This window comes from Eubacterium sp. AF36-5BH, from assembly GCF_003460505.1.
Lineage (GTDB): Bacteria > Bacillota > Clostridia > Lachnospirales > Lachnospiraceae > Eubacterium_G.
Map to the genome: position 1 here is coordinate 1 of NZ_QTVG01000015.1, position 16530 is coordinate 16530.

Annotated in this window: 13 protein-coding genes; 12 read left to right on the plus strand and 1 reads right to left on the minus strand. The window is 28.8% G+C overall.

Annotated features, from left to right (window positions below):
* The 12 genes from DW006_RS11750 to DW006_RS11805 all read left to right on the plus strand — a co-directional run.
* A partial coding sequence (locus DW006_RS11750; protein WP_199521916.1) for a polyketide synthase dehydratase domain-containing protein occupies positions 1-1419 on the plus strand: 1419 nt, incomplete at its 5' end.
* A 60-nt stretch (positions 1420-1479) separates the two neighbouring features.
* Positions 1480-6270, plus strand: a complete 4791-nt coding sequence (locus DW006_RS11755; RefSeq protein ID WP_118000862.1) for an SDR family NAD(P)-dependent oxidoreductase — start codon at positions 1480-1482, stop codon at positions 6268-6270.
* A gap of 894 nt (positions 6271-7164) precedes the next feature.
* Entirely contained in the window at positions 7165-7422 is a 258-nt protein-coding gene (locus DW006_RS11760; protein WP_118000864.1) for an acyl carrier protein, read from the plus strand.
* Positions 7423-7649: 227 nt separating this feature from the next.
* Entirely contained in the window at positions 7650-8504 is an 855-nt protein-coding gene (locus DW006_RS11765) for an AAA family ATPase (protein WP_118000866.1), read from the plus strand.
* A 365-nt stretch (positions 8505-8869) separates the two neighbouring features.
* Positions 8870-9850, plus strand: coding sequence for a hypothetical protein (locus DW006_RS11770; RefSeq protein WP_118000868.1), 981 nt, complete (start codon positions 8870-8872; stop codon positions 9848-9850).
* A 383-nt stretch (positions 9851-10233) separates the two neighbouring features.
* Complete coding sequence (gene metK / locus DW006_RS11775; RefSeq protein ID WP_118000870.1) at positions 10234-11418, plus strand: methionine adenosyltransferase; 1185 nt, start codon at positions 10234-10236, stop codon at positions 11416-11418.
* Positions 11419-11733: 315 nt separating this feature from the next.
* Positions 11734-12054, plus strand: a complete 321-nt coding sequence (locus DW006_RS11780) for a helix-turn-helix transcriptional regulator (RefSeq protein ID WP_118000872.1) — start codon at positions 11734-11736, stop codon at positions 12052-12054.
* 247 nt (positions 12055-12301) lie between these two features.
* Entirely contained in the window at positions 12302-12619 is a 318-nt protein-coding gene (locus DW006_RS11785) for a helix-turn-helix transcriptional regulator (protein WP_118000874.1), read from the plus strand.
* Positions 12620-12643: 24 nt separating this feature from the next.
* Positions 12644-12982, plus strand: coding sequence for a helix-turn-helix transcriptional regulator (locus DW006_RS11790; protein ID WP_117910504.1), 339 nt, complete (start codon positions 12644-12646; stop codon positions 12980-12982).
* Positions 12983-13130: 148 nt separating this feature from the next.
* Positions 13131-13517, plus strand: a complete 387-nt coding sequence (locus tag DW006_RS11795; RefSeq protein ID WP_117910503.1) for a helix-turn-helix transcriptional regulator — start codon at positions 13131-13133, stop codon at positions 13515-13517.
* A gap of 10 nt (positions 13518-13527) precedes the next feature.
* Positions 13528-14271: a response regulator gene (locus tag DW006_RS11800; protein WP_117910502.1), complete on the plus strand. Its 744-nt coding sequence runs from the start codon at positions 13528-13530 to the stop codon at positions 14269-14271.
* Positions 14265-15512: a GHKL domain-containing protein gene (locus DW006_RS11805; RefSeq protein ID WP_118000877.1), complete on the plus strand. Its 1248-nt coding sequence runs from the start codon at positions 14265-14267 to the stop codon at positions 15510-15512. Before DW006_RS11800 ends, DW006_RS11805 begins: the two co-directional genes overlap by 7 nt.
* A gap of 58 nt (positions 15513-15570) precedes the next feature.
* Here the strand turns inward: DW006_RS11805 and DW006_RS12120 are convergent, their stop codons facing one another.
* Entirely contained in the window at positions 15571-15711 is a 141-nt protein-coding gene (locus DW006_RS12120) for a hypothetical protein (protein ID WP_158561139.1), read from the minus strand.
* Positions 15712-16530: the final 819 nt, after the last annotated feature.

Sequence of the window (16530 nt, forward strand, 5' to 3'; positions counted from 1 at the left end):
CATCCCCTTTTAGATTACTGTGTAGTAGATTCTATATATAACACAATATATAAAACAAAATTTTCTGTATCAAGACACTGGATTCTAAGTGAACACAAAGTAAATGGATTGTATACTGTTCCAGGGGTTTCGTATATTGAAATGGCAGGAGAAATTGGAAAAATCCATTTTGGTTGTGGATCTTGGAAAATTCAGGAATTAGTATTTATTCATCCGCTTGTCGTTGATGCTCAGATGGATAAAGAAGTTCATACGGTAATACAAAAACATAACGACTATTTCAAGTTTACTATTGCCAGCAAGGATAAAGAACAATGGATAAAACATGCAGAAGGAAAATTCACACCATTAAAAGAGGTGGAAGCATCCTACTTTAATATTCTAGAAATCAAAAGAAAATGTAATAAGAAGAAAGCGGTGCAGTATACATATGATGAAACTGATATGGTTGATGTAGGACCAAGATGGAATGTCATAGAGAAATTACAAACTGGCGATAATGAGGTACTGGTGCATTTGAATCTGCCAGAAAAGTACAATCATGATATGAATGAGTACTTTATTCATCCGACATTAATGGATTGTGCAATGAATGCGGCAATTAACTTAATAGGCAAAGGATTATATCTTCCTTGGCGTTATAAGAGTATTGAGGTATATTCTCAGATTACTAAGGAGTGTTATAGCTATTTACGTCGTAAAGAACGAGGAGATGCCAATGCAGAAGTAGCAACATTTGACATTGTAGTAGTTGATAATAGTGGTAAGGTTTTGATAGAAGTTACAGACTATACAATAAAAAAAGTAAGGAACGCACATCAGAAAAGTGAAAAGCTAGTAGAAAAAACAGAGTGTAAGAATCAGTATAGACTAAAGCGAAATGAAGAATATGAAGAGAAATCATACATATTTGAGGAACAAGGTCACCAAAATAACAGCAAGATACAGGAGATTGTAAATCAGAGAAAGGTAATATCAGAAATTGGAGGTAGAGAAGAATATAGAAAAATAGATGAGAACATATATGAAGATAAATCAAATACGAAATTCTGTGTAAAACTTATTGGAAAAAAAAATGATGACTACAATATAGTTGAAATGGAAATTGCTAATATATGGGGAAAGGTATTAGGCGTATCAGTTATTAATGTATATGATAATTTTAATAAAATTGGTGGGAACTCAATCTTAGCTATTAAATTGCTTAATGAAATTGAAGCAATATATCCTAATATGGTAGAAATTGCAGATATTTTTACATACAGTACGATAAATCAATTTGCTGAAATGATAATTAAGAAAAGCAGAGCAAAAAACATGATGGGGGTGGTAAAGGATGGAGACCAAAGACTGATGGAAATATTAAATAGACTAAAAGATGGTGATATATCAATAGATGAAGGGTTGGAAAGTATATAATAAGTCAATTATGTAACAAAAAGTAAATTGTTAGGAAATATTGGAAAGAGAAGGGACAAAATGAGAGTACAAGAACTAATAAAAGTTATATTACAAGATGTTCAAAAGGGTAAAGTTGATACTGATATTGCTTTTAAACTTGTGAAAGAATTAAAAGAAATTGATGATTACAGACATACCTCTGATAATGAAAATGGTATAGCAGTTATTGGAATGGCTTTAAGATTTCCAGAAGCTAATGATAAAGAAGAATATTGGAGTAATATAAAGCAGAAAAAATGCTCTATTCATAAAATTCCAGAGGGACGAAAAGTAGATATTGAAGATTTTTTTATCCAGAATAATATAAAAAATAAAGAAACTATTTTAGAAGCGGGATATTTGAATGAAATTGATAAGTTTGATGCATCATTTTTCAAAATACCATTAAAGGAAGCAGAATTAATTAATCCGACACAAAGATTGTTTTTAGAGATTTCTTACGAAGCCTTTGAGGACGCTGGTTATGGCGGAAAGCAGATATATAATTCAAAAACAGGTGTATATGTAGGAATTGATCATTCTATTGAATTCGATTATGAAAAGTATTACGGTCAAAATGATATTTTAACTATAATTGGATCATATTCATCTCTTTTAGCTAATCGAATTTCCTATCAATTTAATTTTCGAGGTCCAGCAATGGTAATTGACAGTGCATGTTCATCAGGATTGGTAGCCGTACATCAAGCTTGCCAAGGATTGATAAACCAAGAATGTGATATGGCACTTGCAGGAGGGGTGAATTTATTATTTTATCGAAAAAAGACTGCGTTATCAGGAGTGGAATCGGAAAGCGGAGTTGTAAGAGCATTTGACAAAGATGCAGATGGAACGGTATGGGGAGAAGGTGTTGGAGCGATTTTACTAAAACCGATATCCAAGGCCATAGAAGATGGCGATCACATATATGCAGTATTGAAAGGAAGTGCAGTAAATAGTGATGGTACTTCTAATGGAATAACAGCTCCCAATGCGGAAGCGCAAACAGAGTTATTAATGAAGGCATGGAATAAAGCTAATATTGAACCAGCCACAATAGGATATATTGAAACCCATGGAACAGGCACTATATTAGGTGATCCGATTGAGATAAAAGGGATAAACGACGCTTTTCGTAATTATACTCAAAAGCGACAGTTTTGTGCAATTAGTTCGGTGAAGAATAATATTGGACACACATGTGGTGCATCAGGAATTGCATCTTTAATAAAAACTATACTTGCATTAGTTCATAAAAAAATACCTGCTAATATTAATTTTGAACACCCTAATAAATATATCAATTTTCTTGAATCTGCTGTTTATATAAATGATAAATTTAAATCATGGCATTTTGAACACTATCCGAGAAGAGCTGGAGTAAGTGCATTTGGATTAAGTGGAACCAATTGTCATGTAGTTGTAGAAGAAGCACCAGAATTGAGCGTGAATGTAAATCAAGATGAAATGTATGTGTTAGCATTATCTGCACAATATGAGGAAGGTATTATAGAGTTAATTCAGAAGTACTATAAAGTAATTAAGGCGCAGCCTAATATTGATCTAAAGAGTCTATGTATAACGGCAAATACGGGAAGAGGGCATTACAATTATCGTTTTATAGTTAAATTTGTAAAAGCAAGTGATTTGAGAAGAATATTAGAGATAGTAAAAGAAAAAAAAGATTTAGAGAAGCTTGTGATTAAGGATGTTTATTATGGAAAACATATTGTTATAACAGATGATAAAGAAGTATATGAAAAAGGAGCTTACACAGAACAGGAATTACTTGCAATGAGTAATGATATAAATAACAAGATAAAATATTTAGAGAAGAGTGGGGAACAATATCATAGGTTGCTAGAACAAGTTTGTATTGCTTATATAAAAGGTGCTGATGTGGATTGGTTAAGGTTATATCAAGGGGAAAGATATCAAAAGTTAAGTTTACCGACATATCCATATCAGAAAATACGTTGTTGGGCAAAAGATGTAAAACTGAACAATTTACAAGTAAAAATGCAACCAGATGATGAAATAAATGATACATTCTATAATGTTGAATGGGTGCAAAAAGATATTATGCCAGAAGAAACAACATCAGAACTGGGAAACATCCTTGTATTTAGAAATAAAACAAAGGAAAGTAGTAGATTGTTCCAAACTCTGAAAGAACAGGAAGGACATCTTATAGAAGTAACACGGGGAGATGCATATGAAAAAATTGATGATAATACATATATTGTTGGATGTGATGAGGAGAGTTATATAGCATTATTTTCAAGTATAAAGGAATATAATTTAACAAAAATTATTCACTTGCAAAGTTTATGTGGTGATGAGCCTGAGACAATGCAGCAATTCAAGGAAGGTCAGAAAAATGGTGTTATGAGCTTGTATTATATGACACGAGCATTGTGTACTGTATTGGCGAATAAAGAGATAGAAATAGTTCTTGTATCAAATTATGTAAATGAAGTTACAAGAAAAGAAGAACGAATATATCCTCAGGCAGCAGCTTTATTTGGTCTCGGAAAAGTTATAGGACAAGAATATACAAATTTATATTGTAGAGGGATTGATATAGATTGTCATACTAAAATGGAAGAAATTGTTAAAGAATTGAAATATGGAAAAGATGTTTATCAGGTGGCATACCGAAAAGGGCAGCGTTTTATTGAGGAATTACATGAATTAGATGAAGGTAAAATTGGAGACTTAAATATTCAAATCCATCAAGATGGTATATATATTATTACTGGTGGCATGGGTGGAATTGGATTGGAGTTTAGTAGATATTTAGCAGGAAATGGACCAGTAAAACTTGCTTTATTCAATCGTACGCAATTTCCACCTAGAGAAAAATGGGATGCAATTATAGCAAGACAAGAGAATTTTAAAGTTATAAATAAAATACTGGCAATACAAGAAATAGAAGCAAAAGGCTCTGAAGTGTTTATTTATAGTCTTGATGTGACGGATTATGATGCAGTAAATAAGATTTTGTGTGAACTTCGAGATAAATACGGAAAGATTAGTGGAATTATTCACAGCGCAGGAATTATAAAGGATGCTTTAATCAAAAATAAAGATGAAGCACAATTTAAGAATATTCTTGGAGTAAAAATGGAGGGAACATGGATTCTTGATAAACTCACAGAGCAAGATGAACTTGAGTTTTTTGTAGTATTTTCGTCAATAGCATCTTTACTTGGTGGAGTTGGAAAAGGAGATTATGTTGCTGGTAACGCATATTTAGATGCATATGCAGCTTATAGAAACAAAAAAGGGAAGAGAACGTTGAGTATTAGTTGGCCAGTGTGGAAAGATGCTGGAATGGCAGTAGATAATTATGCTAATTATGATGGAATATTCAAGTCAATAGAAATCAAAAAAGCAATAAGGTGTTTTGATAAAATATGGAACAAAAATATCAATAAAGTTATAATTGGCTCAATTAACAACAAGAAATACCGATTAAAAAATATTCCAATAACAAATTTACGAAGCATTAAGATAGTATATTTAAAAATGGAAGAGCAACAAAAAAGAGCAGTTGGAGTGAAATTAGAAGGCAGAAAGGATAAAGAATATTCAGAGTTAGAGCAAAAACTAGGAAATGTATGGAGTGATATTTTAGGACTTGATGTTATCCACATTGATGATGATTTCTTTAGAATTGGAGGTAATTCGATACTTGCAATACAAATGGAAGTAGGAATAGAACATATAGGAATTAAAATGTCGGCTAATATTCTAAAAAAATGTTCAACTATTAGAAAATTGGCTCAATATCTTAGTGATAGTAATCATCAAAGTAGTTCACAAATCATAATTGAGGATATTATACCATTTAATGAAGTTTTCTATAAAGAATGTTTTTATAATTCTCTATTTCCAGTTATTACTTATTTCAAAGGTGATATAGGGTATTTTTTTGCAAATGACATTATTCTCTATAAATATGATGATAATAGCCAAAAAGCAATTAAGTTTGAGGTAGAATACCTATCAGTTCAAGATGAAAACAGTGTATTGGATGCGTGTGGAGTTGGTTTTCAAGCAAGGGAGCAGGTGGATGATGTAGTAAAAGAAGTAAAAAAATCTATTATAAATGGAAAACCTGTAATTGTATGGGTAGACTGTTTTTATGAATCTATTAGAATGGATACTTATAAAAAGCAACATTTACCACACACATTATTGATTTATGGATTTAATGACGAGAAAAATATAGTTTATATTGTGGAACATAATAATCGCGATAATCTTTCGTATAAAGATTATACAATTACATACAAGGAACTGTACGACTCATATCAAGGATATGTAAGTAGATTTATAGGAAAGCATAAAAAAAATACATATTACGAATTTTATGCGAAACATAAAGAAAATAAGAGTCCTATACAAGAGTTTCCGTCAGTATTGAAAACAATTAAAGTAAACTTTTGGAGTCACAAATGTACAATCTTAGATAATCTAAATAATTTAAGAAAAATTATAAGTGATTTAAAAGATATTTTGGCAGACGAGGAAGAACTTAAAAAAAATATAACATTGCTTAGTAGTAAGCTGAATGATATAATTAATGCAAAACTCGTTGAAAAATATAGAGTTTATAAATTTATGGGAGATTCTGAACAATTGCTATCACTACTGTGTGAAATAATTGACAGTTGGGAAGTGGTGAGAGCATGGGTAATAAAATATAAGTTTACTTATGTGTATCAAAAAGAATCTCTAAATAGTATTTTTGTGTATATGAAAGCAATAGAAGAAACCGAACAGAAAATTTCTTTATTGTTGATGCAACAACTAAAAGAATAATTTTTGAGTTATCTGAAAAAGAAGTAATATGAAAATACTACAAATAAATGTTAAATGAAATGATAAATAAAAATTTTAACATATTATGACTTTGATAATTATATGAAAAACAGAGAGTTAATAGATGTTAAAAAAGAAATGCATTGTACGTTTTAATATACCAGCAATTCATGTAGTTAATAATATTAAATCATTTGTGGAATTTCAAGGAAAAGTAAAATTTAATTTACATTCATAGAATGTATTTTTATTAAATTTTTAAAAAATAAGCAAATTAATGTTGTGTAATTCTTATTTCAATCTAAAAATATTAGGAACTTTAGTAGTATAAATTCAATTAAGTAAAGAAGACAAATAATAAATTAAAAAGGTGATCAATCACTATGTTTCAGAGAAAAAAGGTAATTGCATAAACTAAGATGTGCTTTATTGAGTTAAGAAATAAAATGATTAAAAAATTGAATGTTTATGTTAAAACCAAGGTTATTAATTGGGTAATACAAGTGAGTATTAAATTTGCATGTTTGGCTTGCCTTATAAGTGTGATAACTAAGACAAAATTTTTTTGATTTGATTAACTTTTTTGATTGAGGTACGAGTTTTATAAATAGTGCTCCGTTCTACAGTGAAATGAAGTATATCAAAAAATGAACAGTGATTTTATTATGACATTTTTGAGAAAACAGATCAAACATACGGATTTATTTAATAATATATGTGATGGTGCTTTTTAGATGAACATCTTTTGGGTATTGGTTTATAATTTTCAGCAACTACACTGTATCATATTTAGTGAGGAGCTATTTTGCAACGAGATAAAAACCAATCCCTTGTGATTTTGTTGTTTTACAAATATATAAAATTAATAAATTTATAGGAGTGGTAGTAATAAAAATGGAGAAAAGGGAAATTGAGTGTATCAGAAATATTATTAGAAAAAATATCGAATCAACAGAAAATATAGAACATATAAAAAATGATGATGAATTGTCTGATTTTGGATTAAATTCAATAAGTTTTGTTAAGGTTGTTGCAGAAATTGAGAAAGTGTTTGGAATAGAATTTGATATTGAAGTAATGTTAGCAAAAAAATTTAAAACAATAGATGCTTTCGTATCATACGTTGATTATAAGATGCAAAAACTGAAATAGTTATTATATGAATTAAGTAATTAGCTGGGATTCAGTATGGGATCAGAATAACAATTACTATAACGAATAATTTATTATAAAAAAATATGTAAAAACGATAGGTATGTGATACAATATAAAAAACATTTTTGCACTATCAATGTTTTATAGTGGAAAGATTGATTCAAGAATAGTTGGTCAAATTTAGAATGGAGGATTGTGATATATAAAATATTACTGTGAACAATATGATTTATGTGGATTATTTTACATTTCCTGACTCAGAGGTGGAATGGGATTTTTTATACAAAGAAAAGAGAACTTGTTATGATTCTGTTTATCCATTTAAGGTAATATCAAAACATGGATTTGAACGAATTGATTTTGAACCGATTACCATTTTGTATGGTGGGAACGGTTCTGGAAAATCGACAGTATTAAATGTTATTGCGGAAAAATTGCAAGTGCAAAGAGATTCCATTTTTAATAAAACAAATTTTTACCCAAATTATCTTAATTTGTGCAGTGTTGTCATTAAAGAAAGACTTCCTCATGATAGTAGGATTATTACAAGTGATGATGTATTTGACTATATGTTGAACATACGTAATTTGAATCAGGGAATAGACATGAAAAGAGAAGAATTATTTGAAGAGTATTTAGATGCTAAATACTCTAAATTTAAGTTTAGGTCAATGGAAGATTATGAACAATTAAAGAAAGTAACCAATGCTCGCAAATTAACTCAATCTAGGTATATAAGAGAAAATCTAATAGATAATATACGAGAATATTCAAATGGAGAAAGTGCATTTAAATATTTTACAGAGAAAATGCAATGTGAGGGTGTATATATATTAGATGAGCCGGAGAATAGTCTGTCGCCAATACGTCAATTAGAACTAAAACAATTTATTGAGGAGTCAGTACGATTTTTTAGATGTCAGTTTATTATATCTACGCATTCCCCATTTTTGTTAGCTTTGCAAGGAGCAAAAATATATGATTTAGATGAAAATCCTGTTGATTTGAAAAAATGGACTGAGTTGGAAAATGTGCGTACTTATTATGAATTTTTTAGAAGTTATGAGAAAGAATTTTAATATTTTTTGTAATAATGTAATTACCAAGTATAAAAAATATTAATATGCAAATTGTTTTTAGGTGAATATAAAATTTTATAATATATAGGTGTTAGTATAGCTATCAAATCTATACTAGCATCTTTTTTTATAAAAAAGTGAAGATGTGCGAAATTAAATTAATACTCAGTTTCTGATGATAATATGTACATAATAGGAAAATCGAATTTGAGAGTATTTTTATTTTGATAATAGAATGTTAAAATGCAAGTTATTATAAACGAAAGAATAATAAGTATACTAAAAAAGTTCTATAGTTTATTTAAATAAAAAAAATATATATATATGATTGTAATATATGAATATTGAAAGAGAGACAAAGATATATGAAGAAGTTGCCTTTTAATTATCCACCAATAATTGATGCATTTAGTGGGGTAGCAGGAAATGTTGCTATCCAGATGTGTGACAGCACGTATACTTCGTTAATAATATTCAATCATTTTCTTATATCCTATTGTAAAAAAAATAAAGTAGCAGGTTTTAATTGGAAATATTATATAGACGATTATGTGCATAGTTTTAGCTTAAAAAGATTAATAAAAAAACAAGGTGTTGTTAATACATTTATTGCAATGATTGAAAATAGTTTATATATTCATGTGTATATTGATCATTTTTATATAAGTTCATCTCAAAGATATATGAAAGAACATTTTTTACATGATTGTGCAACAGTTTTTGGATATGATATTGAAAAAAAAATATTTTATGTAGCTGATAATTTCGAACAAGGAAAATATTTGATTAAGGAGATTTCTTTTGAAGAAATAAAAATATCAGTAGAAAATAATGGAAATAATCCTATTGATGCTATATATTTTGATAAAAATATTGATTTCAAATTAAATAAGCATGATTTGAAAAATCTTATATTATGTTATTTAGAACAAAAATGTAATTTAAAAAAAATAAATAAAAAAAATGTTAAGCAAGTAGCTGAAGAGACAACTATTTACGGTATAGGTGTATATAAAATATTAGAAAAGGAATGCAAAACATTAATTAAAAGTGATTACAATTATAACGATTATAGAACATTTCATGTTATGTGTAATCACATGCAAATAGGAACACTCTTAATTGAATATATAAATAAATTTTTATTTGAGAAAAAAGATGAAAAATTTAGTATAGAAAATAAATATGAGTCAATGAATGATGAAATGGTTGCAATACGTAATTTATTTATTAAGTGTAATTTTACAAAAAGTAGTAAAGATGTGTTAAGAGTTCAAGAACAATTATTTAATATTAAAGAGAGGGAGAAAGCTTTTTTGTTAGAAATGTTAGAAAAAAATTTATAATCGCAAAGTGAAAGAATTTATATAGTAAAGTGGAAGGAATATTGAAACTTATGAATGAATTACAGTGAGTGAAGATATTATCCTTTGAAATAGGTCAAAAACGTAATTTGTCAAAGAAACATGAAAAATATCCAATAAATATTAGAAAATATAATAAAAAATATGGAAAGTTTTTGGCGGCTACGTGGTTATTATAATAAAGCTAATGAAGGAATTAAATTAGATATTATAGATAATAGTAAATTCGGAGATTAGGAAAAGCATTTTAAAATACAGTGAATAAGTATATTAGATGAAGTGATTTCTGGAATATGGGAAATATAAAAGATACAAATCAAGAGAAACCATAGTAAAAAAATACTGAATAAGGAAAGGGAAATACAATGGAAAAGAGATTATTTACATCAGAATCAGTGACAGAAGGGCATCCGGATAAAATTTGTGATCAAATTTCGGATGCAATATTGGACAAGTTAATAGAAGGAGATCCCAATTGCCATGTTGCATGTGAGACAGCAATCACAACAAATCTTGTTCTGGTTATGGGAGAAGTAACAACAAATGCATATGTAAATATTGATAAGGTAGTACGAGAAACAATAAGGAATATTGGATATAATAATAATAAATATGGTTTTGATTGTGATGATTGTAATGTCATAATTACATTAGATAAGCAATCAGAAGATATTGCTCTTGGAGTAAATCAGGCTTTAGAAACAAAAGAAAATAAGATTGTTGATGATGACTTGAAAATAGGTGCGGGAGATCAAGGCATGATGTTTGGCTATGCAACAAATGAAACGGAAGAATACATGCCATATCCTATATCATTGGCTCATAAGCTTACAAGAAAACTTACACAAGTAAGGAAGAATGGAACATTACCATATCTTAGACCGGATGGAAAGAGTCAGGTTACTGTAGAATATAATGAGAAAGGAAAACCGACAAGACTGGATGCAGTTGTACTATCTACACAGCATGATGCTAATGTGATACAGGAGCAGATTCACGAAGATATAAAGAAATATGTATTTGACGAGGTTCTTCCGAAGGACATGATTGATGAAGATACTAAATTTTTTATTAATCCAACGGGACGTTTTGTGATTGGTGGACCTAATGGTGACAGTGGTCTTACAGGACGTAAGATTATTGTAGATACATATGGTGGATATGCACGTCATGGAGGTGGTGCATTTTCAGGAAAAGACTGCACAAAAGTGGATCGTTCAGCAGCATATGCAGCAAGATACGTAGCAAAAAATATTGTTGCAGCAGGATTAGCAGATAAGTGCGAAATTCAGTTATCGTATGCAATTGGTGTAGCACAGCCAACATCTATTATGGTGGATACATTTGGAACAGGAAAAATAAGTGATGAAAAACTTGTTGACATTGTAAAAGAAAATTTTGATTTAAGACCGGCAGGCATTATAAAAATGTTAGATTTAAGAAAGCCAATTTATAAGCAGACTGCAACATATGGACATTTCGGAAGGACAGATATTGAACTTCCATGGGAAAGAATGGATAGAGTGGAACAATTAAAGAAATATATGTAAAGCAAAATCAATACCAATTGTATTTTGAAATACTCCTAACGAATACCAAGGTGATGTAATAAGCATCTTGGTATTTTTGGTTGCAAAAGTTAGGCAAGAGATAGTGTGTTTGCACAAACTATTATTTGTCGGCTGTAAGAACATCTAAAAGCTATGATTTAATATGTACACATCCGTTAATACGAGTGAACTTACTTGATATGGAACATCGATAGTGAATTATAGTTCGATAAAGTGTGAACTATAGTTGGTTCACCAAGATGTATTTTTATTTTATAGTAATAATAACACAAAAGATAGGGGAGAAACATTACTATGGAAAAATGTGCAAATGCTGGTACAAGAGTAAGATATGCCAGAGAATTAAATCATTTCACGCGTGAGGAACTTGCAGAGTATGCTGGGATATCAACAAAGTTTTTGTATGAAATAGAAAATAACCATAAAGGTATGTCTGCACATACATTATTAAATATCTGTAAAGCATTAGATGTTTCTTGTGATTATATTATGACAGGTGGAGGTGATTACACTTGTGATCAGGAAGTAATTACACTTATAGAATCTTTTGATGCATCACAAATTCCAAATGTAAAAAAAATTCTTACAGAATTATTAGAACTAAGCAAATACTAATAATATATGGTTTTTCAACCTCTTCTAAGCTGCCTGAAAAGGCAGCTTTTTTTGAGGAAAACGTGAAAATAGAATAATATAGAAAAAAATTTTTGAAAAGGTTACTTATTCAAATAAAAAAGTAAAATATTGTATAATAAAATACATAAATAATTATTTTATTGTTTTATAAATGTATGTCTTAAAAATATACGTGATACTATTTAATTTTGGTATAATAATAAGCAATAGAATAAGGGGATAAGATATGAATTATATGCACTCAAGTGAAAAAATAAAAGGTCTCAGAATACACCAAGGTTATACAGTTGAACAATTGGCGGAAGAGGCAAATATTTCAACTAAATTCTTATATGAAATTGAAGCAGGTAGGAAAGGGTTTTCGGCAAATGTGTTATATAAAATTTCTAAAGCACTAAACGTTAGTTGTGATTACATATTAAATGACAGTAATCAACAAACAGTTCCTGATTTTATTATTGAATTAGTGAAAAAATTAGATAGTAAGGAACAGGTCGCAGTGGAGCACATTTTGGTGGAAATAATCAGACTGAGAGAAGAATAAGTTTAATACCTGGAGATAAATATAATGAAATACGATTATTTAGATTATGAGCAAATTAAAAAAATGGGAGAGAGGATAAAAATAAGTAGAAAAAGCAATAATATGACACAAAGCGAATTGGCTGATATTTTGGGAATATCAGCAGATCAGGTTTCAAATATTGAATTAGGAAAAAGTGCCTGCAAAATAGATCATATATACTTGTTGATGCAGGTATTGGATATATCAGCTGATTATTTATTTGGAAATTTTGTAAATACAAATGTAGTGCGGGTAACTGACGAGCAAATAATAAATATGGCAACGAAAACAAATAAAAAGATGAAAATGATAATATATGAGTTACTTATGCTTATGGCATAGTACTCATATATTTTTTTATAAGTGGCATAAATATACTATGAACGCATATGACATAAAGTAGCGTGTGACGTGCTACCTTGTGCAATGGTGAATACACGAAAAAGAATTTAAAATCATTTAGTGAAAAAAGCGGGAGTGGTATAGTTATATGGACAAGAAAATGATATCAAGAAAAGACAGGCAGAAAGCAAAAAGATTAAAAAGTGTAAGAGATAGGCAACATTTAACACAGGAGAAAATGGCGGAAAGATTAGATATATCGTATTCAACATATCAAAGAATGGAAAGTGGACGAAACAATATTACTATCGAACATTTGGAAAAGTTGCATAAAGAGTTTGGAGTATCATCGGATTATATTTTATTTGGTACAGTCAACGACGAAAAACATTATGAACTGGAACTCGAATATATGAATGATGAAACAAAATTTTTAATGGTTACTAGGCTGATAGCGTGTTTATGCAGATTGGATGAAAATAAATACAAAGAACTTATGATAAAATTAGAGAAAGATTTAAAAGAAATACAATAGGTGGCAGGTAATGCGTATGAATACTTCAGATAAACAAATTTTAATAGTAGAAGATAATAATAAAAATATGGAGAAGCTATGCGAGGTACTGAAAGATATTAAAGATGTCTATATACATAAGGCAAAGAATAGTGAACAGGCATATAGATATGCATTGGAGTATAATATAGACCTATTTATTGTAGATATTATATTGAATACCAAAGTGTTTGCTGATATATCAGGGCTAAAATTCATAGAAAGCATTCGCTCAATTAATGGTTATAAATTCACACCAATTATAGTAACAACGTCTCTAGAAGATCCTAAATTTCATGCTTATTCTAATCTACATTGTTTCAGATATTATGAAAAGCCTTATGATTATGCAGAATTTAAGAAATCAGTAGTTGAGGCATTAGAATATACAACACCCAAAAAAGCTAAAGATTTTTATTATTACAAAGATGATGGAGTCATTTATTCTATCAAAACAAAAAATATTGTATATTTTCAAACAAATAACAGAATTACTTACATAAAATGCAAGAATGGAAAGGTAATGCCAACACCTTATAAATCTAACAAAAAGATATTATTAGAGCTGAATTCAAAAAAGTTTCTCAGATGTAGTAATAATACAATAGTGAACGCTGAGTATATAGAAGGGATAGATAAGTCAAATAGATATGTTATGTTGGTAGATGGTTTTGGAACATTGGAAATAGGACCCAAGTTGAAGAAAAAATTTTTAGAGGACTTTTTCAAATGTTAGAAAGAATATATTGGTTATTAGAAATTATTTCCTTGGTAATATGTATAAGTAGTATTTATGGTGTGAAAATTAAGGCAGATATTAAAACAGTTGTATGGATTGCTATAGAAGTTACGTTTATGGGAATGTTGGATAGAGAGGTAATTACAACAAAGTCATATTTTGTTATATATGTTTTGTATATTCTATATGTATATATCAAATTTAAAAAGCCTTTAAAAACAGCAATTTTTACGGCAATATTAAGTATGATATTTACAGGATTGATTCAGATGATAATTGCTCTTCCGGTGTATTATATAGGAGATTACTGTAAAGCAAGTGAAAACATAATGGTTTTGGTAATTAACACTGGTGTTTTGATGGCTATTGTACTAATAAGTAGAACAGAATTTCTATATGGTGTTTATAAATTCCTAGCAAGAAAAGAGTTGATTTTAAATATAACGTTTATACTGGTAATGTTCATATATGGATATTGTATGTATAGAATAAAGGATAGTAACAAAATACAATCTGACTTATATGTAATTATTGTAACGTTTGCTTCAATAATAGCCTGTATTTTATTAAGATGGAAAGAAATGGAAAGGGAGACAAAATATCAACAGGAGCAGATAAAATTGTCAAATCGTTATAGTGAAGAATATAATGCTTTAGTTGAAATATCAAGAAAAAAGCAACATGATTTCAAAAATCAGATTAATGCATTATATGGTTTGTCAGATATAAAAGCAGAAAAGGAACAAAGAAAATATATAGACAAATTATTAGACGAAAATAAAGTTGTCAAAATATTGCATTCTGTAGAGCAACCTGTATTAGCTGGATTCTTATATCGAAAAGTGAATGAGATTATGGCAGCAGGAATAAATATAGAATTTAATTTATCTGTTCCGGATGCAGAGTTAGCGATAGAAGTGCTTGACTGTATTGAAATAGTAGGAATATTTTTGGATAATGCAGTGGAAGCATTGAGTAAAGAAAAAGATAAAAGTATTATTCTGGAAATGTTCGCAATGGAACAAAAGGTTGAAATAAGGGTTAAAAATGTAAGCCCTTATTATGAGAATGATGAGATTGCAAAATTCTTTCAGTATAATTATTCTACAAAAGGCAAAAATAGAGGAATAGGTTTAGCTAAGATAAAAGATTTACAGAAAAAGTACAAATTTGATATTTTAGTTGAAATGCAGGAAATACATAATAAAAACTGGATAAGTTTTTCAGTAATTAAATAAAGAATAGTAAAAGCCCCCTAAAAGTTACCATTTTGATAACTTTCGGGGGTTTTTAGCATTAGTGTTCTATTGGTGTTGGAAATTTTCTTTCGCCAAAAAGCAGAAAACTTACACCTGAAAAATGAATAAATGACATTAATGCAAGGCATGAACAACAGATTTTGTTCATACAAGATAAACTTAATTTTTTACGAAACATTTTTACGACCTCCTTTGAACATTAGAATTTTAGCAAACATCATTTGACATGTGTGTAATATGATAGTCCAAAAGCCAATAATTAAATATTGATATATTATGCTATGGCTATTGAAAATGCTAACTATTATAAAAAAAGCAAATATAATAAGAAAACTATTGTTCTGACAGTGTTTTAACAATACGCTATTTGGAGATGGTCTAAGAGGTGAAACTATTGGACCAATGTAATAGTTAATTAGGATACAGACAATAGTAAAAAATTGAATAAATAAGATATCCGGAGTTATTAATTGTGGAAGGATAACTACTGCCAGATAAGATATCACGAAAGTTAACAGCAAACAGGTTGTATAATGTTTACAATGAAAGCCACCACTGTTAAATCTAATTAATGATAATAAAAGTATAAATACGGTAAAACTTAAAACTTTACCAATAATAATGTAAAAAATATATAGCAATAGTATCTTGCTAAATTCAGATGCAATGGAAAGTAATGTATACTTTACTAATTCCAATTCATAATCTGAATAGTTATATGTTGTTTTTAAGGCTTGTCTGATTTTATCCATAGTAAATAGTCCTTTGTAAGTTGTTGACTATATCATATATGGTGTAGCGGATAATATTAGATTTTTTTCAGAAAGTAGATTTTTGGGTAAAAAAATAAGAAAAATGTATATTAATAGAGAGAAAAATGTCTTTTTAGAAGAAAAAAGTATAAAATGAAAAATATAAAAGTTATTTGTAAAAAAAATTGGTGTAAATTGCTGAAATGTGTAGTATTATATTAATGATGGATAATAGCTGATTATCT